Below are 22,006 nucleotides of genomic sequence, written 5' to 3'. Positions count from 1 at the left end.
ACAAAATCAATCCACTCTGCTGTAAGCCTTCTGCTTCTGGCGAGAAACACGGCGTTTTCCGCTCGTTCAGGTATAATCCCCGGCAAATGCTTACCTGACGGAGACAACCGTTTTGAAAAACTGGAACTATCAACTGACTAAGTTCGTGCTCAGCGCACCGGACATTCGCCATCTGCCTTCTGATACCGGTATTGAGGTTGCTTTCGCAGGCCGCTCTAACGCGGGGAAATCCAGCTCGCTGAACACGCTGACCAATCAGAAAAGCCTGGCGCGTACCAGTAAAACCCCTGGCCGTACCCAGCTCATTAACCTGTTTGAAGTTGCCGAAGGCAAACGCCTGGTAGACTTACCTGGCTACGGCTACGCCGAAGTCCCGGAAGAGGTGAAACACAAATGGCAACGCGCGCTGGGGGAATACCTGCAAAAGCGTAACAGCCTGAAAGGCCTGGTCGTGCTGATGGATATCCGCCATCCGCTGAAAGATCTCGATCAGCAGATGATTGAGTGGGCCGTCGCCAGCAATATCGAAGTCATGCTGCTGCTGACCAAAGCCGATAAGCTGGCATCGGGCGCGCGTAAAGCCCAGCTGAATATGGTGCGTGAAGCAATTCTGGCGTTTGGCGGGAATATCGAGGTTGAGGCGTTCTCTTCCCTGAAGAAAACCGGCGTTGATAAACTGCGTCTGAAGCTGGATAGCTGGTACAACGATCTTCCGCCGGCGGTGGAAGGGGAAGCGGCTGAAGAGTAAGCCATTCCTTCAAGGATCGTCTGCTCACTTTCAGTTCATAACGCGGCCCAGGCCGCGTTTTTCTTTTCTTTCGCGCAATAAAAAACGCCCCAGTCATTTCTGACTGGGGCGGCTAAATATTCAGCCAAATCCGATTACGTGAAGTAAAAGGTCTGAAAGATAGAACATCTTACCTCTGTACCCTACGCGAATAACTTTACTCCTTTTTAATCGCTCAAAAAAGCATTTTTTGTAGTTTTTTTTCACTTTTTGCATCACATTCTTGAAGCATCATCACAAAAAGCTATGACTTATGTTGCTTAGTTACAAAAACATGACCTGAGCAATTGTCTATTAATGCGCCTCATCCCAGTTTTTACCGCTGCCCACTTCCACCAGCAGCGGCACGTCGAGCTTCATGCTGCTTTCCATCAGCTCATGCACCTTTTTCGACACCGCTTCCACGTCGTCTTTGTGCACTTCGAACACCAGTTCATCGTGCACCTGCATGATCATTTTCACTCGTGGCTTGTCTGTCTCCAGCCAGCCGTCGACGGCGATCATCGCGCGCTTGATAATGTCGGCAGCGGTACCCTGCATCGGGGCGTTAATCGCCGCACGCTCCGCGCCGGCACGACGAGCGCCGTTGCTGGAATTGATGTCCGGTAGGTAAAGACGGCGGCCATCCAGCGTTTCAACATAGCCCTGATCTTTCGCCTGAGCACGCGTACGCTCCATATACTCCAGCACGCCCGGATAACGCTCGAAGTAGAGATCCATATACTTCTGGGACTCTTTGCGCGGAATATTGAGCTGGCGGGAAAGACCAAAGGCGCTCATGCCGTAGATCAAACCAAAGTTAATCGCTTTCGCGCTGCGACGCTGCTCACCGGTGACGCTTTCAAGCGGCAGACCAAATACTTCCGCAGCGGTGGCGCGGTGGATATCTTTGCCTTCGGCAAAGGCGCTTAACAGGCCTTTATCGCGAGAGAGATGAGCCATGATGCGCAGTTCAATTTGCGAGTAGTCCGCAGAAAGAATCACGTAATCTTCAGGCGCAATAAAGGCCTGACGAATACGACGCCCTTCTTCGTTGCGCACAGGAATGTTCTGCAGGTTAGGATCGGTCGAAGACAAACGCCCGGTGGCCGTGACAGCCTGGTGATAAGACGTATGCACGCGCCCGGTTATCGGGCTAATCATCAGCGGTAACTTGTCAGTGTAGGTGGATTTCAGCTTCGCCAAACCACGGTATTCCAGGATCACTTTCGGCAGTGGGTAATCCAGAGCCAGCTCTTCAAGCACCTCTTCGGACGTCGACGGCGCGCCGCCCGGCGTTTTCTTCAGCGGCTTAATACCCTGTTTTTCAAAGAGAATGGTTTGCAGCTGCTTTGTGGAAGAGAGGTTGAATTCTTCTCCGGCGATTTCATGAGCTTTGAGTTCAAGTTCTGCCAGGCGCTTAGTCAGCTCACCAGAATGCGCGTGCAAAATAGCCGGGTCGATTTTCACGCCATTGCGTTCAATGCGTGAAATCACCGGTACCAGTGGCATTTCGACGTTTTTAAAGATGTTCAGCGGGCCCGCAACCTTCTCGAGCTTCGGCCACATCTTCAAATGCAGCTGCAGGGTGACGTCGGCATCTTCTGCCGCATAGCGCCCGGCAGTTTCCAAATCGATCTGGTTAAAGGTCAGCTGTTTTTTGCCTTTGCCGGCAATCTCTTCAAACGAGATGGTTTGGTGCTTCAACCAGCGATCGGCCAGACTGTCCATATCATGGCGGCCTGCGACGCTGTCCAGCGTGTAAGATTCCAGCATGGTGTCAAAAGCGATGCCCCGCAGCTCAATGCCATAGTTCTGCATGATGCCACGATCGTATTTCAGGTTTTGCCCGACTTTCAGCGCTTTCTCGTCCTCCAGCAGGGGCTTAAGTAGCTCCAGCGCGCGATCGCGAGAAATTTGCTCCGGCGCATCGAGATAGTCATGTGCAACGGGGATATAGCAGGCCACACCCGGTTCGGTGGCAAAGGAAAGCCCCACCAGGTTAGCGCTGACGTTATCCAGACTGTCGGTCTCGGTATCAAACGCAAACAGCGGCGCTTTTTTCAGCCGCTCAATCCATTCAAGCAGTACGCTCTCATCCAGGACAGTGACGTAATTGTCATAAGAGAGCTGGCTGGCTGGCACTTCAGGCTCGGCTTCAACCTCAGCGGCTTTCAGAGGCTGCGCGGCCGGTTTGGCTCCTTTAGCCTGCATCCATTTGCCTGCTTCTACGTCGGTTATCCAGCGCTTAAATTCGTACTGCTTGAAGAGTGTCAGCAGTTCCTCTGCCGCTGGTTGCTGGACTTCAAGCTGCTCACAGCCCAGCTCCAGCTCAACGTCGGTCTTAATGGTGGCGAGCTTATAGGAGAGATAAGCCAGCTCTTTGCTTTGCTCTAGCTTAGCTGCCATGGTTTTCGCACCACGGAAGGTAAGTTCGGCAATTTTTTCAGGGTGGGCGTAAAGCGTGTCCAGCCCACCCAGCCCCTGAAGCAGTGCCTGAGCCGTTTTTTCACCCACGCCCGGTACGCCAGGAATGTTGTCCGAAGAGTCACCCATCAGCGCCAGGAAGTCGATTATCAGCTCCGGAGGTACGCCGTATTTGGTCAGTACCTCTTCTGGCCCAAGGATGGTATTGGTCATGGTGTTAATCAGCGTCACGCCCGGCGTCACCAGCTGCGCCATGTCTTTATCACCGGTACTGATCAGCACCGGGCGACCTGCTTTTTCAGCCTCCAGCGCCAGCGTACCAATAACGTCATCGGCTTCAACGCCTGAGACGGCCAGTAAAGGCAGCCCCATCGCTTTAACCATCGCGTGCAGAGGTTCAATCTGCGCTCTGAGATCGTCCGGCATTGGGGGGCGGTGCGATTTATAGTCCTCAAACAACTCATCACGGAACGTTTTGCCTTTGGCATCAAACACCACGGCAGCGTGCGTCGGCTGGTATTGCAAAATCAGGCTACGCAGCATGTTCAGCACGCCGTACATCGCCCCTGTTGGCTCGCCACGGCTGTTCGTCAACGGTGGGAAGGCGTGATATGCCCGATAAAGATAGGAAGAGCCATCAACGAGGATAAGCGGGTTGTCTGCGATCTGGACCATAATGTTCCGTTCCATGCCTGTGATTAATGTATTGCTAAAGGATGCCATAGCCTGGCCAAAAACATGAACTATTGGGCGCAATATGCTGAAAAGAATTCCAGGATCGGGAGATCCTGCGCGAGATCGTTTTTGTGGATAACTTTGTGTATATTTTTTTAACTAACTAATTTCATGGCATTATCTCTATCACACCATCATTAAATATATTTTAATTTCAGTAAGTTAAATGAATGCTGGTTTGGACTCGATGAATTAACTAACGATCGTTTGATGTGGATATATACTCAGACGAGTAAGAAACGATGGGCCATTGTTCTACCCATAAATGCGATTCATGAAAATCCTGTTCATTTGGCGAGTCGTCATTATAGGTTTTCTGATAAAATCCGCCTCTTATTGCCGCTAATAACAGCATTCCATATACCCCTAACCAGCAAAAATTACCTATGTCGAGATTACTCGCTGCGATCACATTGGTGTTAAGTATTGCACTCACTATTTTGGTCACGATCGCCTGCTCTGTACCTATCATTTTGGCCGGGATCGTTAAGCTCATGCTGCCCTTTCCGGCGATATGGCGCTCGATCTCGGTATTTGCTGACTTCATGATGTACTGCTGGTGTGAGGGGCTCGCACTGCTGCTGCGCCTCAATCCTCACTTGAAATGGGATGTCGAGGGATTAGAGGGGCTGAATAAAAAGAACTGGTATCTGTTAATCAGCAACCATCAGAGTTGGGCAGATATCGTGATCCTTTGCGTGTTATTCCGCAAACATATTCCCATGAACAAATATTTTCTTAAGCAGCAGCTTGCCTGGGTTCCTTTTATGGGACTGGCCTGCTGGGCGCTGGATATGCCGTTTATGAAACGCTATTCAAGAACTTATTTGCTGCGTCATCCAGAACGCAGGGGTAAAGATGTCGAAACGACACGTCGTTCCTGTATGAAGTTTCGTGCTCACCCTACCACGATTGTGAATTTTGTTGAGGGCTCGCGCTTCACCACCGAGAAAAAGGGACAGACTCGTTCGCCGTTTAACTATCTGTTGCTGCCGAAAGCGGCCGGTATAGCGATGGCAATGAATGTGCTTGGCAAACAGTTTGATAAGATGCTGAACGTCACGCTGTGTTACCCGGAGAATAATCAGCTGCCGTTTTACGATATGCTTTCAGGGAAAATGACAAAAATCGTTGTACGCGTCTCTTTAGTGCCTATTACGGAAGAACTGCATGGAGATTATGTTAACGATAAAAGCTTTAAGCGTCGTTTTCAGCTCTGGCTAAATACGCTGTGGAGCGAGAAGGATAAGCAACTGGAAACGCTACTCTCTGGGGATAAAAAAGCCGGTCAATGACCGGCTTTTTTAATCTTATTTCTTCTCAACCAGGTATTTCACCGTGTCAGCATACTGCTGCACGAAGATATCCATACTGCTGGTGTCCATGCCCTGCATGTTCAGCTGATATTTGCCGTTAACGTACATAGCCGGTACGCCCTGCAGTTGAAGATCGGCTGCCGCTTTCTCTTGTTGAGCAACCAGAGATTTCACCACAAAGCTGTTCCAGGCCGCATCGTACTCTTCCGGTTTTACGCCTGCATCGATAAACACTTTGCGGATATCGGCATCATTCTGCACGGTTTGTGTTTTCTGAACAGCTTCGAACATTGGGGAGGAGATTTTATCTTCTACGCCGAGAGCCATTGCAACAGCCCAAGCCTGAGTCAAATCTTTACCTAATGGGCCAAGGAACTCAACGTGGTACTTGGTCATTTTGGTGCCTTCAGGCAGCTTTTTCTTCACGTTGTCAGACACATGAAGAACCTGTTCAAACTGGTAGCAGTGCGGGCAGTAGAATGAGAAAAATTCTAATACCTGCGGCTCACCGGCAACCGGCTTATCCAGAGTGATAAACTGTTTACCGTCGGTAAACTGTGCTGCAGAGGCGCTAAATGCCAGGATCATGCCCGCCAGCGCCAGCCAAATCTTCTTCATAATCAACTCTCTCCTGAATTTTACTGATTAATACATTGGCGTTAATTGTAATGGAGGTTCTCGTAGAACCCGGACCTGCTCTGTAAAAGTTACAGTCTGCCTTCTCCAGAAATCCTCTTCACTAAACCACGGGAAATTTCGGGGGAATGCGGGATCATCCCAGCGCCGCATTAGCCACGCGAGATAATAGACGATGCGCATGGCACGCAACGGTTCAATCAGGGTTAGCTCGCCGGTATCAAATGACGAAAACTCTTCGTAAGCTTCAATAATGGTTTCTAGCTGCATCCGCTGTTCGGCCTTATCACCATTAAGCAACATCCAGATATCCTGTACAGCTGGGCCATTACGAGCATCATCAAGGTCAACAAACAGCGGCCCATCCCGCCAGAGGATATTGCCAGGGTGACAATCGCCATGCAGACGCAGGGGTTCAAAATCAGTGTGCCAGGTGCGTTTAACTTCCTCTATCAGCGCATCCGTTGCCGCCAGAAAATCTTTCTTAAGGGCACGGGGAATAAGCTCGCTATATTCAAATAGCTCGCGTGGCTGGAAGAGATACTCCTCCAGGCCAAAGGTTGGGCGATGCTGAAAGAGCTGCTGGCGACCCGTTTGATGAATGCGGCCAAGATAACGGCCCACCCATTCCATCTGGTCGATGTTATCGGTTTCGTATTGTCGCCCTCCCAAACTAGGAAACACGGCAAACATAAACCCTTGATGATGAAGAAGAGTCTTTCCTGCAAAGTGAAGAGGGGCAGCTAAAGGCACCTCATCGGCCTGCAGTTCCAGCGCAAATTGATGCTCTTCTTCAATTTGCGCTGCTGACCAGCGATGAGGGCGATAAAACTTCACGACAAAACGTTGGCGCTCTTCATCCTGGAACTGATAAACGCGGTTTTCAAAACTGTTTAACGGCGTCAGTCCCGAATCCACCCGAATACCCTGTTCAAAAAGAGCATCGAGGATAGTATCCGGATGTAGAGTCTGGAAATTAAATGCGCTGTCTGTCATCCCGGCAACCGGAAGTAAATACGAATGCTTCAGGATAACATTTCAAAGCCTCTTAAGTGTTTCGGCTTACAAGCTTTTACTCTTTTATTCCTTAATGACACCACGAGCGCGCAGCAGTGCCGTTTTGAAGTCTTCTTCATAATCCTTTTTAAGGCCCGGGATCGCATCATCTTTTGCAGAATCGCGCATTTTCAGATGGTAGATCAGTACATCGTCAGTGAGATCGGCCAGTTCACCGCGATAGCCTGACTCAGCAGCCAATTTCTGCAAGAATTGTATCAGGTTAAGATCTGGCTCTTTCTGCCATGCGGGCTGAAGCAGTTCAAGAAGTTCGTTCAGGCGCTTACATTTCATGTTGGTGTTCCTTATCGCATGTGAAAGGCAACACGTTAGCAGGCTAAAACCCACATTAAAAGAGGCGATATTCGTGCAGCGATTAACAGAAGTCACCGGCGTTGTGTTAGCCGGCGGCAGGGGAAGCAGAATGGGCGGCACTGATAAGGGATTGGCCCTGCTTAACGGCCAGCCACTTTTCCAGCACGTCCTCACTGTATTAAAACCACAGGTAGGCGATGTTGTAATCAGTGCCAACAGGAACCTTGAGATCTATCAGCAAAGCGGAATTCCGGTTATTCAGGATTCAATAAGTGATTACCAGGGGCCATTGGCCGGCATGTTAGCTGTGATGGAGCAAACTGAAAGTGAGTGGCTGCTATTCTGCCCTTGCGATACCCCCAATATTCCCACCGATCTTGCCTGCAAACTTTGGCAAGCGCGTGGTAACGCGTTGGCAATCTGGGCCAATGATGGGCAACGAGATCATCCCGGCGTAGCCTTGCTTCATCATTCACTTTGCTTGCCATTGAGAGAATATCTGCTCGCTGGTGAAAGGCGAGTGATGCAATTTTTACTGGGTACAGGAGGACATTCAGTCTCTTTTGATGGCCAGGCAGCTTATTTTACCAATATAAATACTCTCGATGAGCTTTCACGATGGCAGAAAAAGTAATAGTACCACCGCTACTGGCAATTGCGGCCTGGAGCGGGACAGGAAAAACCACATTGCTAAAGCAGCTAATCCCATTGTTACTCGCTAAAGGCATCAGACCAGGGCTCATCAAACATACTCACCATGATATGGATGTGGATAAACCGGGTAAGGATAGCTATGAGCTCCGTAAAGCTGGCGCAGCGCAAACCATCGTCGCCAGCCAGAAGCGCTGGGCGTTAATGACGGAAACACCCGAAGAGCCGGACCTGGACCTGCATTACCTTGCCTCAAGGATGGATAACCGCAAACTGGATTTAATTCTGATTGAAGGGTTCAAACACGAGCCTGTCGCTAAGATTCTTTTATTCAGGCAGGAAACTGGTCATAAAGCTGAAGCATTAGAGATCGATCCCTGCGTTATAGCTGTGGCCAGTAACGTACCCTTGGCCATTTCCGTACCCGTATTGGATATTAATAATACAGAAGGGATTGCTGATTTCATCTATCAGTGGGTAAAACAGCAATAACGGGCTGAAAAGATACCGCTTGCGACGTTTTTAAAATCTGTAAAAAGCAAAAAACCCCGGCCTTTCGGTCGGGGTTAATGCTAATTTGATGCCTGGCAGTTCCCTACTCTCGCATGGGGAGACCCCACACTACCATCGGCGCTACGGCGTTTCACTTCTGAGTTCGGCATGGGGTCAGGTGGGACCACCGCGCTACGGCCGCCAGGCAAATTCTGTTTATTGACCGTTATATTTTTATATAACCATCAACTAAATCCTGAACTAAGCTGAAAATTTACTTCTCTCTAAAACACCTTCGGTGTTGTAAGGTTAAGCCTCACGGATCATTAGTACTGGTTAGCTCAACGTATCGCTACGCTTACACACCCAGCCTATCAACGTCGTAGTCTTCAACGTTCCTTCAGGACTCTCAAGGAGTCAGGGAGAACTCATCTCGGGGCAAGTTTCGCGCTTAGATGCTTTCAGCGCTTATCTCTTCCGCATTTAGCTACCGGGCAATGCCATTGGCATGACAACCCGAACACCAGTGATGCGTCCACTCCGGTCCTCTCGTACTAGGAGCAGCCCCCCTCAATTCTCCAGCGCCCACGGCAGATAGGGACCGAACTGTCTCACGACGTTCTAAACCCAGCTCGCGTACCACTTTAAATGGCGAACAGCCATACCCTTGGGACCTACTTCAGCCCCAGGATGTGATGAGCCGACATCGAGGTGCCAAACACCGCCGTCGATATGAACTCTTGGGCGGTATCAGCCTGTTATCCCCGGAGTACCTTTTATCCGTTGAGCGATGGCCCTTCCATTCAGAACCACCGGATCACTAAGACCTGCTTTCGCACCTGCTCGAGCCGTCACTCTCGCAGTCAAGCTAGCTTATGCCTTTGCACTAACCTCACGATGTCCGACCGTGATTAGCTAACCTTCGTGCTCCTCCGTTACGCTTTAGGAGGAGACCGCCCCAGTCAAACTACCCACCAGACACTGTCCGCAACCCGGATCACGGGTCTACGTTAGAACATCAAACATTAAAGGGTGGTATTTCAAGGTTGGCTCCACGCAGACTGGCGTCCACGCTTCAAAGCCTCCCACCTATCCTACACATCAAGGCTCAATGTTCAGTGTCAAGCTATAGTAAAGGTTCACGGGGTCTTTCCGTCTTGCCGCGGGTACACTGCATCTTCACAGCGATTTCAATTTCACTGAGTCTCGGGTGGAGACAGCCTGGCCATCATTACGCCATTCGTGCAGGTCGGAACTTACCCGACAAGGAATTTCGCTACCTTAGGACCGTTATAGTTACGGCCGCCGTTTACCGGGGCTTCGATCAAGAGCTTCTCCTTGCGGATAACCCCATCAATTAACCTTCCGGCACCGGGCAGGCGTCACACCGTATACGTCCACTTTCGTGTTTGCACAGTGCTGTGTTTTTAATAAACAGTTGCAGCCAGCTGGTATCTTCGACTGCCTTCAGCTCCACGAGTAAATCGTTTCACCTAACGACAGCGTGCCTTCTCCCGAAGTTACGGCACCATTTTGCCTAGTTCCTTCACCCGAGTTCTCTCAAGCGCCTTGGTATTCTCTACCTGACCACCTGTGTCGGTTTGGGGTACGATTCAATGTTACCTGATGCTTAGAGGCTTTTCCTGGAAGCAGGGCATTTGTTACTTCAGCACCGTAGTGCCTCGTCATCACACCTCAGCGTTAACAGAAGTCCGGATTTACCTAAACTTCCCGCCTACATGCTTAAACCGGGACAACCGTCGCCCGGCTAACATAGCCTTCTCCGTCCCCCCTTCGCAGTAACACCGAGTACAGGAATATTAACCTGTTTCCCATCGACTACGCCTTTCGGCCTCGCCTTAGGGGTCGACTCACCCTGCCCCGATTAACGTTGGACAGGAACCCTTGGTCTTCCGGCGAGCGGGCTTTTCACCCGCTTTATCGTTACTTATGTCAGCATTCGCACTTCTGATACCTCCAGCAAACCTCACAGTTCACCTTCAACGGCTTACAGAACGCTCCCCTACCCAACAACACATAGTGTCGCTGCCGCAGCTTCGGTGCATGGTTTAGCCCCGTTACATCTTCCGCGCAGGCCGACTCGACCAGTGAGCTATTACGCTTTCTTTAAATGATGGCTGCTTCTAAGCCAACATCCTGGCTGTCTGTGCCTTCCCACATCGTTTCCCACTTAACCATGACTTTGGGACCTTAGCTGGCGGTCTGGGTTGTTTCCCTCTTCACGACGGACGTTAGCACCCGCCGTGTGTCTCCCGTGATAACATTCTTCGGTATTCGTAGTTTGCATCGGGTTGGTAAGCCGGGATGGCCCCCTAGCCGAAACAGTGCTCTACCCCCGAAGATGAGTTCACGAGGCGCTACCTAAATAGCTTTCGGGGAGAACCAGCTATCTCCCGGTTTGATTGGCCTTTCACCCCCAGCCACAAGTCATCCGCTAATTTTTCAACATTAGTCGGTTCGGTCCTCCAGTTAGTGTTACCCAACCTTCAACCTGCCCATGGCTAGATCACCGGGTTTCGGGTCTATACCCTGCAACTTAACGCCCAGTTAAGACTCGGTTTCCCTGCGGCTCCCCTATACGGTTAACCTTGCTACAGAATATAAGTCGCTGACCCATTATACAAAAGGTACGCAGTCACCCCATAAAGAGGCTCCCACTGCTTGTACGTACACGGTTTCAGGTTCTTTTTCACTCCCCTCGCCGGGGTTCTTTTCGCCTTTCCCTCACGGTACTGGTTCACTATCGGTCAGTCAGGAGTATTTAGCCTTGGAGGATGGTCCCCCCATATTCAGACAGGATACCACGTGTCCCGCCTTACTCTTCGAACTCACAGCCTGTGCATTTTAGTGTACGGGAGTATCACCCTGTACCCTGCGACTTTCCAGACGCTTCCACTAACACACAAACTGATTCAGGTTCTGGGCTGCTCCCCGTTCGCTCGCCGCTACTGGGGGAATCTCGGTTGATTTCTTTTCCTCGGGGTACTTAGATGTTTCAGTTCCCCCGGTTCGCTTCATTACGCTATGTATTCACGTAATGATAGTGTGTCGAAACACACTGGGTTTCCCCATTCGGAAATCGCCGGCTATAACGGTTCATATCACCTTACCGACGCTTATCGCAGATTAGCACGTCCTTCATCGCCTCTGACTGCCAGGGCATCCACCGTGTACGCTTAGTCGCTTAACCTCACAACCCGAAGATGTTTCGCTTCAGATTATGAAAATTTGAGAGACTCGAACATGTCTTAACCTCATTCTTTATTACGGAAGAATAAGACGACATGTCGTTTCAATTTTCAGCTTGTTCCGGATTGTTAAAGAGCAAATATCTCAAACATGACTCTTTCAAGTCAGCTTTGAGATATATCGGCACGCAACTTTCACTTACATACCAGCAAGTGGCGTCCCCTAGGGGATTCGAACCCCTGTTACCGCCGTGAAAGGGCGGTGTCCTGGGCCTCTAGACGAAGGGGACACTGAAGTCTCAATCGCAAGACGCCTTGCTTCTCTACATCTATCAGACAATCTGTGTGAGCACTACGCGGGTTGTATCTATTAGGTAAGGAGGTGATCCAACCGCAGGTTCCCCTACGGTTACCTTGTTACGACTTCACCCCAGTCATGAATCACAAAGTGGTAAGCGCCCTCCCGAAGGTTAAGCTACCTACTTCTTTTGCAACCCACTCCCATGGTGTGACGGGCGGTGTGTACAAGGCCCGGGAACGTATTCACCGTAGCATTCTGATCTACGATTACTAGCGATTCCGACTTCATGGAGTCGAGTTGCAGACTCCAATCCGGACTACGACGCACTTTATGAGGTCCGCTTGCTCTCGCGAGGTCGCTTCTCTTTGTATGCGCCATTGTAGCACGTGTGTAGCCCTACTCGTAAGGGCCATGATGACTTGACGTCATCCCCACCTTCCTCCAGTTTATCACTGGCAGTCTCCTTTGAGTTCCCGGCCGAACCGCTGGCAACAAAGGATAAGGGTTGCGCTCGTTGCGGGACTTAACCCAACATTTCACAACACGAGCTGACGACAGCCATGCAGCACCTGTCTCAGAGTTCCCGAAGGCACCAAAGCATCTCTGCTAAGTTCTCTGGATGTCAAGAGTAGGTAAGGTTCTTCGCGTTGCATCGAATTAAACCACATGCTCCACCGCTTGTGCGGGCCCCCGTCAATTCATTTGAGTTTTAACCTTGCGGCCGTACTCCCCAGGCGGTCGACTTAACGCGTTAGCTCCGGAAGCCACGCCTCAAGGGCACAACCTCCAAGTCGACATCGTTTACGGCGTGGACTACCAGGGTATCTAATCCTGTTTGCTCCCCACGCTTTCGCACCTGAGCGTCAGTCTTTGTCCAGGGGGCCGCCTTCGCCACCGGTATTCCTCCAGATCTCTACGCATTTCACCGCTACACCTGGAATTCTACCCCCCTCTACAAGACTCAAGCTTGCCAGTTTCGAATGCAGTTCCCAGGTTGAGCCCGGGGATTTCACATCCGACTTAACAAACCGCCTGCGTGCGCTTTACGCCCAGTAATTCCGATTAACGCTTGCACCCTCCGTATTACCGCGGCTGCTGGCACGGAGTTAGCCGGTGCTTCTTCTGCGAGTAACGTCAATCACTAAGGTTATTAACCTTAATGCCTTCCTCCTCGCTGAAAGTACTTTACAACCCGAAGGCCTTCTTCATACACGCGGCATGGCTGCATCAGGCTTGCGCCCATTGTGCAATATTCCCCACTGCTGCCTCCCGTAGGAGTCTGGACCGTGTCTCAGTTCCAGTGTGGCTGGTCATCCTCTCAGACCAGCTAGGGATCGTCGCCTAGGTGAGCCATTACCCCACCTACTAGCTAATCCCATCTGGGTTCATCTGATGGCAAGAGGCCCGAAGGTCCCCCTCTTTGGTCTTGCGACGTTATGCGGTATTAGCTACCGTTTCCAGTAGTTATCCCCCTCCATCAGGCAGATCCCCAGACATTACTCACCCGTCCGCCGCTCGTCACCCAGAGAGCAAGCTCTCCCGTGCTACCGCTCGACTTGCATGTGTTAGGCCTGCCGCCAGCGTTCAATCTGAGCCATGATCAAACTCTTCAATTTAAAAGTGTTTGATGCTCAAAGAATTAAAACTGTTTATAAAATCAGTAGTCACTCTTCAAGACTTGATATTTGTTTGCATCCTAAGATGCTGAGATATCAATCCTGCGAGTGCCCACACAGATTGTCTGATAAATTGTTAAAGAGCAGTGAGTCAGTCGCTTTCGCTTGCTAACTCGAGGTGGCGTATAATACGCTTTCCTCTTTCAGAGTCAAGCGTTTATTTTCGCTTTCGTCTGACTGACTTCCGGGTTGTGAAGCCGCTTTCGAAGCCGCTTCGCCGTGTCAGTGGAGGCGCATTATAGGGAGTTCTCAGAGCCTGACAACCCCTAATTTGAAAAAACTTTCTGACCGCATTCTTTTTCACCAACAGCGCGCAGAAAGCCAGCAAATCAGGGATATTTGCTGCATAAATCACCGCAAAATCACCACCGGTGGCATACTAGGGTAAGAAATACAGCTAAAGGAATTGCGTCATGTCTTTATCCACTCAACAACTCGCCGCCCAAAAAAACCTTTCTTATGTGCTGGCAGAGAAAATTGCCCAGCGAATTCTCAAGGGTGAATATGCGGCAGGCAGCATTCTTCCGGGCGAGATGGAACTGGGTGATCTCTTTGGCGTCAGCCGGACGGCCGTTCGTGAAGCCGTCAAGACGCTAGCAGCTAAAGGCATGCTGTTGCCTCGCCCAAGGATTGGCACTCGCGTCATGCCCCGCAGCCACTGGAACTTCCTTGATAAAGAACTGATAGCCTGGTGGATGACCAAAGATAACTTCAGCCATGTAGTAGAAGAGTTTTTGATTATGCGTAATAGCCTGGAGCCACAGGCCTGCGCATTAGCCGCTATTAATAGTAATGAGCAGCAGCGTACCAGGCTTGCTCAACTGATGGCGCAAATGACCGAACTGCAGACGGCCTTTGACCGCCAGCGGTGGATTGAAGTGGATATGGCCTACCACGAGCTCATCTATGAAATGAGTGGTAACCCTTTCATGACATCTTTCGCGAACTTATTCAGATCGATTTATTACAATTACTTCACCGCGATTACCGATAACGAAGTCATTAAGCTCGATTTGCACCAGGCGATTGTGGATGCCATTGCTCAGGGAGAGGGGCAGGCCGCTTTTAACGCCTGCCTGGCGCTATTAAAGGAACCCGTCACTCATCGGTAGTCTAAAGCGCACATAACCTTCAGGATAATAATGACGAAAACAGCACGCAGCATGGCCGGCCTGCCGTGGATAGCCGCGATGGCTTTCTTTATGCAGGCGCTGGATGCCACCATTCTTAACACCGCGCTCCCGGCAATAGCCCATAGCCTGAATCGCTCCCCGCTTGCCATGCAGGCCGCCATTATTAGCTACACCTTAACCGTCGCCATGCTTATCCCGGTAAGCGGTTGGTTAGCAGACCGCTTCGGCACACGCCGCGTATTTATGCTGGCCGTTAGTTTGTTCACTCTCGGCTCCTTTGCCTGCGCTATGTCTGGGTCTTTAACTGAGCTGGTAATTTTTCGCGTGATTCAGGGAATTGGTGGCGCAATGATGATGCCGGTTGCGCGTCTGGCGTTACTTCGGGCTTACCCGCGCAGCGAGCTGTTGCCTGTACTCAACTTTGTCACCATGCCCGGTCTGGTTGGCCCCATTATCGGCCCACTGCTCGGCGGCGTTCTGGTCACCTGGGCAAGCTGGCACTGGATATTTTTAATCAATATCCCGATTGGCATTCTGGGCCTGTTGTATGCCCGCAAGTACATGCCCAACTTCACCACGCCGAAGCGCGGGTTTGATATGAGCGGCTTCCTGCTATTTGGCGCAGGGCTGGTGCTTATCTCCAGCGGCGTTGAGCTGTTTGGTGAGCGAATTGTCGCCAGCTATATAGGCGTGTTAGTTATTCTGGGTGGTATTTTACTGCTGCTGGCTTATGTCTGGCATGCTCGCCGCGTCCCAACGCCGCTTATTCCCCTTCCTCTCTTTAAGACACGCACCTTCTCCGTTGGCATCGTCGGCAATATCGCCTCGCGGCTCGGCACCGGCTGCGTCCCTTTTCTGATGCCGCTCATGCTGCAGGTCGGTTTTGGTTATTCGGCGCTGCTGGCGGGCTGCATGATGGCACCGACCGCTGTAGGTTCGCTGCTGGCTAAATCGACGGTCACTCAAGTGCTGCGCTGGCTGGGCTATCGTAAAACGCTGGTAGGGATAACCGTCGTCATCGGCCTGCTCATTGCCCAGTTCTCGCTGCAGTCACCGGGCATGGAAGTCTGGCTGCTGATCCTGCCCCTCTTTATATTAGGGATGGCGATGTCGACTCAGTTTACGGCCATGAACACGATAACGCTTGCCGACCTGACGGACGAAAATGCCAGCAGCGGCAATAGCGTGCTAGCCGTGACTCAGCAGCTTTCAATTAGCCTTGGGGTGGCCGTTAGTGCCGCGGTGCTGCGTGCATGGGAAGGGGTAGAAAGCGTCAATACCATCGAGCAGTTCCACTACACCCTGTTGACGATGGGCGTGATAACACTGGTCTCTTCGGCGGTATTTTTGCTGCTGCGCCCCAAAGACGGGCGCAACTTAATAAAAGAACGTCACAAGCCTTAGACGGAACTTCGTTCCACCAGCTCTGGCGTCAGCAGCAAGCGTTGCTGCGCCAGATCGGGCTGTCCCATCCGGTGGATCAGCACATCCACGGCCAGCTCGCCGAGCTCATCTTTAGGCTGGTGAATCGTCGTCAGCGGCGGCGTCATGTAGCGCGCAAGCTCAATATCATCGTAGCCAATCACCGCCATATCCTGCGGAATGCTAAGACCAGCCTGATATAAAGCATGGTAGGCCCCAACGGCCATGGCGTCATTCCCCATGAAGACCGCGTCCGGCCTGTCTGCCAGAGTAAGCAGTTCGCTCATGGCGCTAAATCCGCCCTGAAACTCGAAGTCACCGATAATTTCATAGCCGGGGTAAATCGTCAGCCCGGCCTGGGCCATGGCTTTCCGGTAGCCTTCAAGGCGCAGTCTGGCAGGCGTTTTGTCCTGTGGCCCGGCAATGCAGGCTATACGGGTATAGCCATTGTCGATCAGGTGCTGTGTCGCCATTTCTCCGCCGAGCAGCGAGTTATCCTGAATCACATCGCTCTGCCCCTCAAACGGAGCCCAGTCCATCATTACGGTCGGAATAGTCGGGTAGCGGTTGATGATTTCAGGCGAAGGCTGATGCGTTTCGGTGCACAACAGCAGCAATCCATCGACGCGTTTTTGCAGCAGCGTTTCCAGATTTCGGTTCATGCGGTGCTCATCGCCTTCGGTGTTGCACAGCACCAGGCTGTAACCGCGCTCAAAGCAGCTGCGCTCCACGCCGCGAACCAGCTCAGAATAGAAGGGGTTGCTACTCGCGGTGATTAGCATGCCAATGGTATGCGTTTGATTCAGCTTGAGGCTGCGGGCCAACGCAGAAGGCGCATAGTTCAGCGTTTTTACCGCGTCCTCAACCTTCTGGCGAATGGCATCGCTAACGAAGCGATCGTTATTAATGACGTGGGAAACGGTAGAAGTAGAAACGCCCGCCATGCGGGCGACGTCTTTCATGGTAGCCATGGCTTACCTCTGCTGCTGCAGGAACTCATCTATTTCCTTGCGCCACGGCACGGAAGGCTGAGCGCCTTTTCGCGTCACGGCAATTGCGGCGGCAGCGTGAGCAAATCGCACGGCGTCTTCCATCATTTTTTCTTCCAGCAGCGCAGTCACCAGCGCACCGTTAAAAGTGTCGCCAGCGGCGATAGTATCGACAGCTTTTACCTTAAAGCCCGGCACACGTTTGCCGTGGCCTTTTTCGCTTAGCCACACACCACGGCTGCCGAGCGTGATAATCACTGTATCGATTCCCTTACCGTGCAGCACTTCAGCAGCTTTGGCGGCATCCGCATCGTTCTCAACGCGCACGCCGGTCAGCTTTTCTGCTTCCGTTTCGTTCGGGGTGATCATATCTAACAGAGACAGAAGCTCATCAGAGAGTTCACAGGCCGGGGCCGGGTTCAGAATCACTTTGGTCTGGTGCTGATGGGCAATTTTCGCCGCTGCCAGCACGCTCTCAAGCGGGGATTCCAGCTGCATTAATAAAGCAGAAGCTTCGGCGATTTTCTGCTGTTGCGCTTCCACCAGCTTGGGAGTCAAAGCGGCATTCGCGCCGGCGTGAATGCCAATCACGTTTTCACCTGCGCCGTTAACAAAAATAAGTGCCACGCCGGTCGCTTCATCTTTAATGGTGCTGATTGGCGAAGTATCGATGTTATCGCTGGCAAGCTGCTTACACACGCGGCTGCCGGTATCGTCATCGCCCACACAGGCAATAAACGCAATGTCTGCTCCACTGCGCCCTGCCGCAACGGCCTGGTTCGCACCTTTACCGCCGAACGCCACCTGATACCCCTGCCCGGTGACAGTCTCACCCGGCGTTGGGAAATGTTCGAGGTTGAGGATATGGTCAGCATTGATGCTGCCAAGAACGACGAGTTTGCCTGTGCTTTTCATATCTTGATATCCAGTTTGAGTGCGCCGCTCATGCCTGAGCGGCGCGTTGCCCTGCTTTTCTTTGATTCTTATTTGGTGATCAGTTTCAAATCAACCGGGATTTTCGCATCCACTTTCTCGCCTTTCAGCACTTTATCGGCGGTTTCCACACCGATAACGCCGATTTGGTCAGCCATCTGAGCAACCGTCGCGCCCAGTTTACCGCCTTCAACCGCTTTCACGCCGTCAGCTGTACCGTCGAAACCAACGACCAGCACATCAGATTTACCCGCGGTTTGCAGCGCACGCAGGGCACCCAGTGCCATTTCGTCGTTCTGAGCAAACACAGCCTGAACGTTAGGGTGTGCAGTCAGCAGGTTCTGCATAACGTTCAGACCTTTAGTACGGTCGAAGTCAGCCGGCTGGCTGGCCAGCACGTCAAATTTATGTGCCGCAACAGCCTGTTTGAAACCTTCACCGCGTTCACGGGCAGCGGAAGCACCTGCAATCCCCTGCAGCTCAATGACTTTAGCGCCATCGCCCAGTTTCTTGGCGATGTAATCACCAGCCATTTTGCCGCCAGCAACGTTATCAGAAGCGATGTGGCTCACCACAGTCCCCTGGTTTGCCATACGGTCGAGAGTGATCACCGGGATTTTAGCCTGGTTTGCCATCTTAACGGCATTGCCCACCGCATCGGAATCCGTTGGGTTAATCAGCATTAATTTGGTGCCACGAACCGTTAAGTCCTGCACGTTGGCCAGCTCTTTTGCCGGGTTGTTTTGTGAATCCAGCACCACCAGGTTGTAGCCCAGTTTATCGGCTTCTTTCTGCGCGCCATCTTTCAGCGACACGAAGAACGGGTTATTCAGGGTAGAAACCACCAGCGCGATGGTGTCTTTTGCCATGGCATTTGCGCTTACGGTGGCGCTCAGGGCGACAGCGGAAACCAGGGTAGCCAGTTTTTTCATGTTCATAGTCAGATGTCCTGTAGGGTTATGGTTTTACTGCTTTTTATTGTCCACCAGCACCGCCAGCAAAATTACCACCGCTTTGACGATCATCTGGTAATAAGAAGAAACACCTAATAAATTCAGACCGTTGTTCAGGAAGCCGAGGATCAATGCCCCGATCAGCGTGCCGACAATCCGGCCTTTGCCGCCTGCCAGGCTGGTGCCGCCCAGAACAACCGCCGCAATAGCATCCAGTTCGTATCCCGCACCCGCCGTTGGTTGCGCAGAGGAAAGACGAGCTACTTCGATGATCCCGGCGAGAGAGGCCAGCAGACCACACAGAGAGTAGACGATGATTTTTACTTTGTTGACGCTAATGCCTGACAGACGCGTTGCCGCTTCGTTGCCGCCGAGCGCATAGATGTAACGCCCCAGGCGAGTGTGGTGCAGCATGTACCACGCGGCCAGGAAGACAATCGCCATGATCCAGACCGGCGTTGGGATCCCCAGCGGGCGGCCAATACCGAACCAGCCAAACAGGTCCGCATTGTCCGAGAAGCCTGTGTTCATCGGGCTGCCGTTGGTGTAAACCAGCGTCACCCCGCGCAGCAGAAGCATCATCACCAGCGTGGCAATAAAGGCCTGAACTCGCCCTTTCGCCACAATTACGCCGGTGACAGCACCAATGGCAGCCCCAAGAGCCAGCGCAGCGGCAACGGCCACCAGCGCATTCACCTCAAATCCCACAATCGAGGCCGCCACCGCCCCGGTCAACGCCAGAAGAGAACCGACGGACAGGTCGATCCCGGAGGTCAGAATGACCAGCGTCATTCCCACCGCCATAATGGCGTTCACCGACGTTTGCTGCAGGATGTTGAACAGGTTATTCACGGTAAAGAAGTTCGGGCTCAGGGCCGAGACAATCGCAATCAGCACCAGCAGAGCGATCAGCGATTTTTGCTCCATCAGCCACGCTTTGGTGAACCAGCGACGGGTGGACACGGTCTGGGTACTCATTTATCTAACTCCTGATTCACTCGATTAAGCTTACCAACGGCCGCGGCCATCAGCGCCTCCTGGGTGGCTTCTTCACGGGAGAACTCCCCGCTCAGTCGCCCTTCGTGGATAACCATGATGCGGTCGCTCATGCCCAGCACTTCCGGCATCTCGGACGACACAAGGATGATGCTCAACCCTTCGGCTTTAAACTGGTTAATTAACTGATAAATTTCTTTTTTCGCCCCCACGTCCACGCCACGAGTTGGCTCGTCGAGGATCAGCACTTTCGGGCGGGTCATCAGGCCACGCGCGATGGCGACTTTCTGTTGGTTACCGCCGGACAGCAGGCCAATCGGCTGCTCCATGGATGGCGTTTTGACGTTGAACAGACGAATAAAATCCTGCACCGCCTGCTGCTCATCTTTATGCTTCAGGCTGCCGGCCCCGCGGCTGAAATAACGCAGCGCGGTCAACGACATGTTCTCCTTCACTGACATCCCCAGAACCAGTCCATCACGCTTGCGGTCTTCAGAGATATAAACGATGCCGTTAGCCAGCCCATCCTGCGGAGAGCGAGTCACTACTTCACGGCCATCCAGCGCCACGTAGCCACCGGTTCTCGGCAGCGCGCCATAAAGCACCTTCATAAGTTCGGTACGCCCGGCGCCCATCAGCCCGGCAACGCCGAGGATTTCGCCTTTGCGTAGCGTGAAAGAAACATCCTTCACGCCTGGGCCGGATACGTTATCGACCCGCAGTCGAATATCGCCGGGCTGCTTGTCCAGATGCGGATACTGGTCTTCCAGCTTGCGGCCAACCATCATTTCGATCAGGGTATCTTCGGTAAGCGTGGAGACTTCGCGCTCGGCAATAAACTGCCCGTCACGCAGCACAGTCACGTCGTCGCACACCTCAAAAATCTCTTTCATACGGTGGGAGATATAAACGATGCCGCAGCCCTGAGCCTTCAGCTCACGGATAACGCGGAACAGCGACTCGGTTTCCGTGTCGGTCAACGCATCGGTCGGTTCATCCATGATGATGACTTTGGACTCAAAGCTCAGCACCTTGGCAATCTCAACCATTTGCTGATCGCCAATCGACAGCTCGCCCACCAGACGTTCGCTGGTGTAACGTAAATTTAGCTTCGCCAGCAGCTTGTCGGCTTCGCGGTACATCTTCTTCCAGTCAATGTTGCCAAAATGCCCGACAAACTCGCGACCGAGGAAGATGTTCTCCGCAATGCTGAGCTGCGGGATCAGGTTGAGTTCCTGGTGAATAATCCCGATACCGGCTTCCTGAGACGCTTTCGGCCCGCTAAAGGCGGTTTCTTTTCCCAGCCACAGCAGCGAACCGGCATCTTTGGTGTAGATCCCGGTCAGGACTTTCATCATCGTGGATTTGCCGGCGCCGTTTTCACCCACCAGCGCCATGGCGCGGCCCGGGTAGACGTTCAGCGCCGCGCCAGTCAGGGCTTTCACCCCAGGGAACGATTTATCGATCCCTTTAAGTTGCAGTAAGGGTTCCATGCTGACCTCCTCAGAAGGTTACGCCGGCACAGAGAATGATATTCGCATACGGGGAACACTCCCCGCTGCGAATAACCGCATGTGCATCCGCGGTGTGCTGCTTGAACTGCTCATGGCTGATGTAACGAATAGTTATGGTGTTTCCCTGGTGTTTTTGCAGTTGCTCAATATGGCTGAGCAACGTTTCGTGAAGCGCGGGATTATGTTGTTTGATTTCAGAAGCAATGATTGCCGCCTCAACCTGCATTTCCTGCGTTACCACATCCACGACCTGCATAAAGCCCGGAACGCCGTGAGTTAATGCCAAATCAATGCGCTGAGTATTACGCGGAATTGGCAGCCCGGCATCGGCAACCACCAGCGTATCGGTGTGCCCCAGACGGGAGATAACGGCCGAAATATCAGCGTTAAGAACGGTACCTTTCTTCATTTTCCTGCTCCACTAGCGAAACGTTTCGCTGATAATGAGTGTAGGAAAAGATGTGGCGGTTAAACAACCACCAGGTT

Annotated in this window: 16 protein-coding genes, 1 tRNA gene and 3 rRNA genes; 6 read left to right on the top strand and 14 right to left on the bottom strand. The window is 52.2% G+C overall.

The features are described from left to right. Positions 1 to 112: 112 nt before the first annotated feature. The gene (yihA, locus tag LH23_RS05320) at positions 113 to 748 is read left to right on the top strand and encodes a ribosome biogenesis GTP-binding protein YihA/YsxC (RefSeq protein WP_039289121.1); all 636 of its coding nucleotides are present in this window, start codon (positions 113 to 115) and stop codon (positions 746 to 748) included. 333 nt (positions 749 to 1,081) lie between these two features. Here yihA and polA read toward each other — a convergent pair whose 3' ends face one another. Next, on the bottom strand, positions 1,082 to 3,868 hold the full coding sequence (gene polA / locus LH23_RS05315; protein ID WP_039296397.1) for a DNA polymerase I: 2,787 nt from the start codon (positions 3,866 to 3,868) through the stop codon (positions 1,082 to 1,084). A gap of 446 nt (positions 3,869 to 4,314) precedes the next feature. On the opposite strand from polA, the gene LH23_RS05310 reads away from it, so the two are divergent. Further along, positions 4,315 to 5,223, top strand: coding sequence for an acyltransferase (locus LH23_RS05310; protein ID WP_039289120.1), 909 nt, complete (start codon positions 4,315 to 4,317; stop codon positions 5,221 to 5,223). A 15-nt stretch (positions 5,224 to 5,238) separates the two neighbouring features. On the opposite strand, the gene dsbA is transcribed toward LH23_RS05310, so the two are convergent. The 3 genes from dsbA to LH23_RS05295 form a co-directional block, all read right to left on the bottom strand. Further along, positions 5,239 to 5,862, bottom strand: a complete 624-nt coding sequence (gene dsbA / locus LH23_RS05305; protein ID WP_039289118.1) for a thiol:disulfide interchange protein DsbA — start codon at positions 5,860 to 5,862, stop codon at positions 5,239 to 5,241. 27 nt (positions 5,863 to 5,889) lie between these two features. Beyond that, positions 5,890 to 6,876 carry a serine/threonine protein kinase gene (locus tag LH23_RS05300; RefSeq protein ID WP_039289116.1) on the bottom strand — a complete coding sequence of 329 codons (987 nt, stop codon included), beginning with the start codon at positions 6,874 to 6,876 and terminating at the stop codon, positions 5,890 to 5,892. An 84-nt stretch (positions 6,877 to 6,960) separates the two neighbouring features. After that, positions 6,961 to 7,230 carry a YihD family protein gene (locus LH23_RS05295; protein ID WP_039289114.1) on the bottom strand — a complete coding sequence of 90 codons (270 nt, stop codon included), beginning with the start codon at positions 7,228 to 7,230 and terminating at the stop codon, positions 6,961 to 6,963. 130 nt (positions 7,231 to 7,360) lie between these two features. Here LH23_RS05295 and mobA point away from each other — a divergent pair, with 130 nt between their 5' ends. Beyond that, on the top strand, positions 7,361 to 7,885 hold the full coding sequence (gene mobA, locus LH23_RS05290) for a molybdenum cofactor guanylyltransferase MobA (protein WP_052050453.1): 525 nt from the start codon (positions 7,361 to 7,363) through the stop codon (positions 7,883 to 7,885). Then, positions 7,870 to 8,394, top strand: coding sequence for a molybdopterin-guanine dinucleotide biosynthesis protein MobB (gene mobB, locus LH23_RS05285; protein ID WP_039289112.1), 525 nt, complete (start codon positions 7,870 to 7,872; stop codon positions 8,392 to 8,394). Before mobA ends, mobB begins: the two co-directional genes overlap by 16 nt. Positions 8,395 to 8,484: 90 nt before the next feature. Here the strand turns inward: mobB and rrf are convergent. The 4 genes from rrf to LH23_RS05265 form a co-directional block, all read right to left on the bottom strand. After that, positions 8,485 to 8,600, bottom strand: a 5S ribosomal RNA gene (rrf, locus tag LH23_RS05280). A 99-nt stretch (positions 8,601 to 8,699) separates the two neighbouring features. Beyond that, positions 8,700 to 11,605 (bottom strand): 23S ribosomal RNA (locus tag LH23_RS05275). A 212-nt stretch (positions 11,606 to 11,817) separates the two neighbouring features. Then, positions 11,818 to 11,893: transfer RNA gene (locus LH23_RS05270), tRNA-Glu, on the bottom strand. A gap of 85 nt (positions 11,894 to 11,978) precedes the next feature. Next, positions 11,979 to 13,520: ribosomal RNA gene (locus tag LH23_RS05265) — 16S ribosomal RNA — on the bottom strand. The 16S, 23S and 5S rRNA genes sit together here with 1 tRNA gene alongside, the layout of an rRNA operon. A gap of 473 nt (positions 13,521 to 13,993) precedes the next feature. Here LH23_RS05265 and LH23_RS05260 point away from each other — a divergent pair. Then, positions 13,994 to 14,692: a FadR/GntR family transcriptional regulator gene (locus LH23_RS05260; protein WP_039289111.1), complete on the top strand. Its 699-nt coding sequence runs from the start codon at positions 13,994 to 13,996 to the stop codon at positions 14,690 to 14,692. A 30-nt stretch (positions 14,693 to 14,722) separates the two neighbouring features. After that, positions 14,723 to 16,117, top strand: coding sequence for a multidrug transporter subunit MdtD (gene mdtD, locus LH23_RS05255; RefSeq protein WP_039289110.1), 1,395 nt, complete (start codon positions 14,723 to 14,725; stop codon positions 16,115 to 16,117). Here mdtD and rbsR read toward each other — a convergent pair. The 6 genes from rbsR to rbsD all read right to left on the bottom strand — a co-directional run bounded on the left by rbsR (position 16,114) and on the right by rbsD (position 21,929). After that, the gene (rbsR, locus tag LH23_RS05250; RefSeq protein WP_039289109.1) at positions 16,114 to 17,106 is read right to left on the bottom strand and encodes a ribose operon transcriptional repressor RbsR; all 993 of its coding nucleotides are present in this window, start codon (positions 17,104 to 17,106) and stop codon (positions 16,114 to 16,116) included. The two genes, mdtD and rbsR, sit on opposite strands and share 4 nt — an antisense overlap. A gap of 3 nt (positions 17,107 to 17,109) precedes the next feature. Then, the gene (gene rbsK / locus LH23_RS05245) at positions 17,110 to 18,039 is read right to left on the bottom strand and encodes a ribokinase (RefSeq protein ID WP_039289108.1); all 930 of its coding nucleotides are present in this window, start codon (positions 18,037 to 18,039) and stop codon (positions 17,110 to 17,112) included. Positions 18,040 to 18,107: 68 nt separating this feature from the next. Further along, on the bottom strand, positions 18,108 to 18,995 hold the full coding sequence (gene rbsB, locus LH23_RS05240; protein WP_008457776.1) for a ribose ABC transporter substrate-binding protein RbsB: 888 nt from the start codon (positions 18,993 to 18,995) through the stop codon (positions 18,108 to 18,110). A gap of 27 nt (positions 18,996 to 19,022) precedes the next feature. Continuing rightward, positions 19,023 to 19,988: a ribose ABC transporter permease gene (gene rbsC / locus LH23_RS05235; RefSeq protein WP_008457775.1), complete on the bottom strand. Its 966-nt coding sequence runs from the start codon at positions 19,986 to 19,988 to the stop codon at positions 19,023 to 19,025. After that, the gene (gene rbsA / locus LH23_RS05230; RefSeq protein WP_039289107.1) at positions 19,985 to 21,499 is read right to left on the bottom strand and encodes a ribose ABC transporter ATP-binding protein RbsA; all 1,515 of its coding nucleotides are present in this window, start codon (positions 21,497 to 21,499) and stop codon (positions 19,985 to 19,987) included. Before rbsA ends, rbsC begins: the two co-directional genes overlap by 4 nt. A gap of 10 nt (positions 21,500 to 21,509) precedes the next feature. Continuing rightward, positions 21,510 to 21,929 carry a D-ribose pyranase gene (gene rbsD, locus LH23_RS05225; protein WP_039289106.1) on the bottom strand — a complete coding sequence of 140 codons (420 nt, stop codon included), beginning with the start codon at positions 21,927 to 21,929 and terminating at the stop codon, positions 21,510 to 21,512. Positions 21,930 to 22,006: the final 77 nt, after the last annotated feature.

The organism is Cedecea neteri (assembly GCF_000758305.1).
In the GTDB taxonomy this organism is placed as follows: domain Bacteria; phylum Pseudomonadota; class Gammaproteobacteria; order Enterobacterales; family Enterobacteriaceae; genus Cedecea; species Cedecea neteri_C.
The sequence above is the reverse complement of the archived record's forward strand: the minus strand, read 5'-3'. Positions and strand labels throughout refer to the sequence as shown.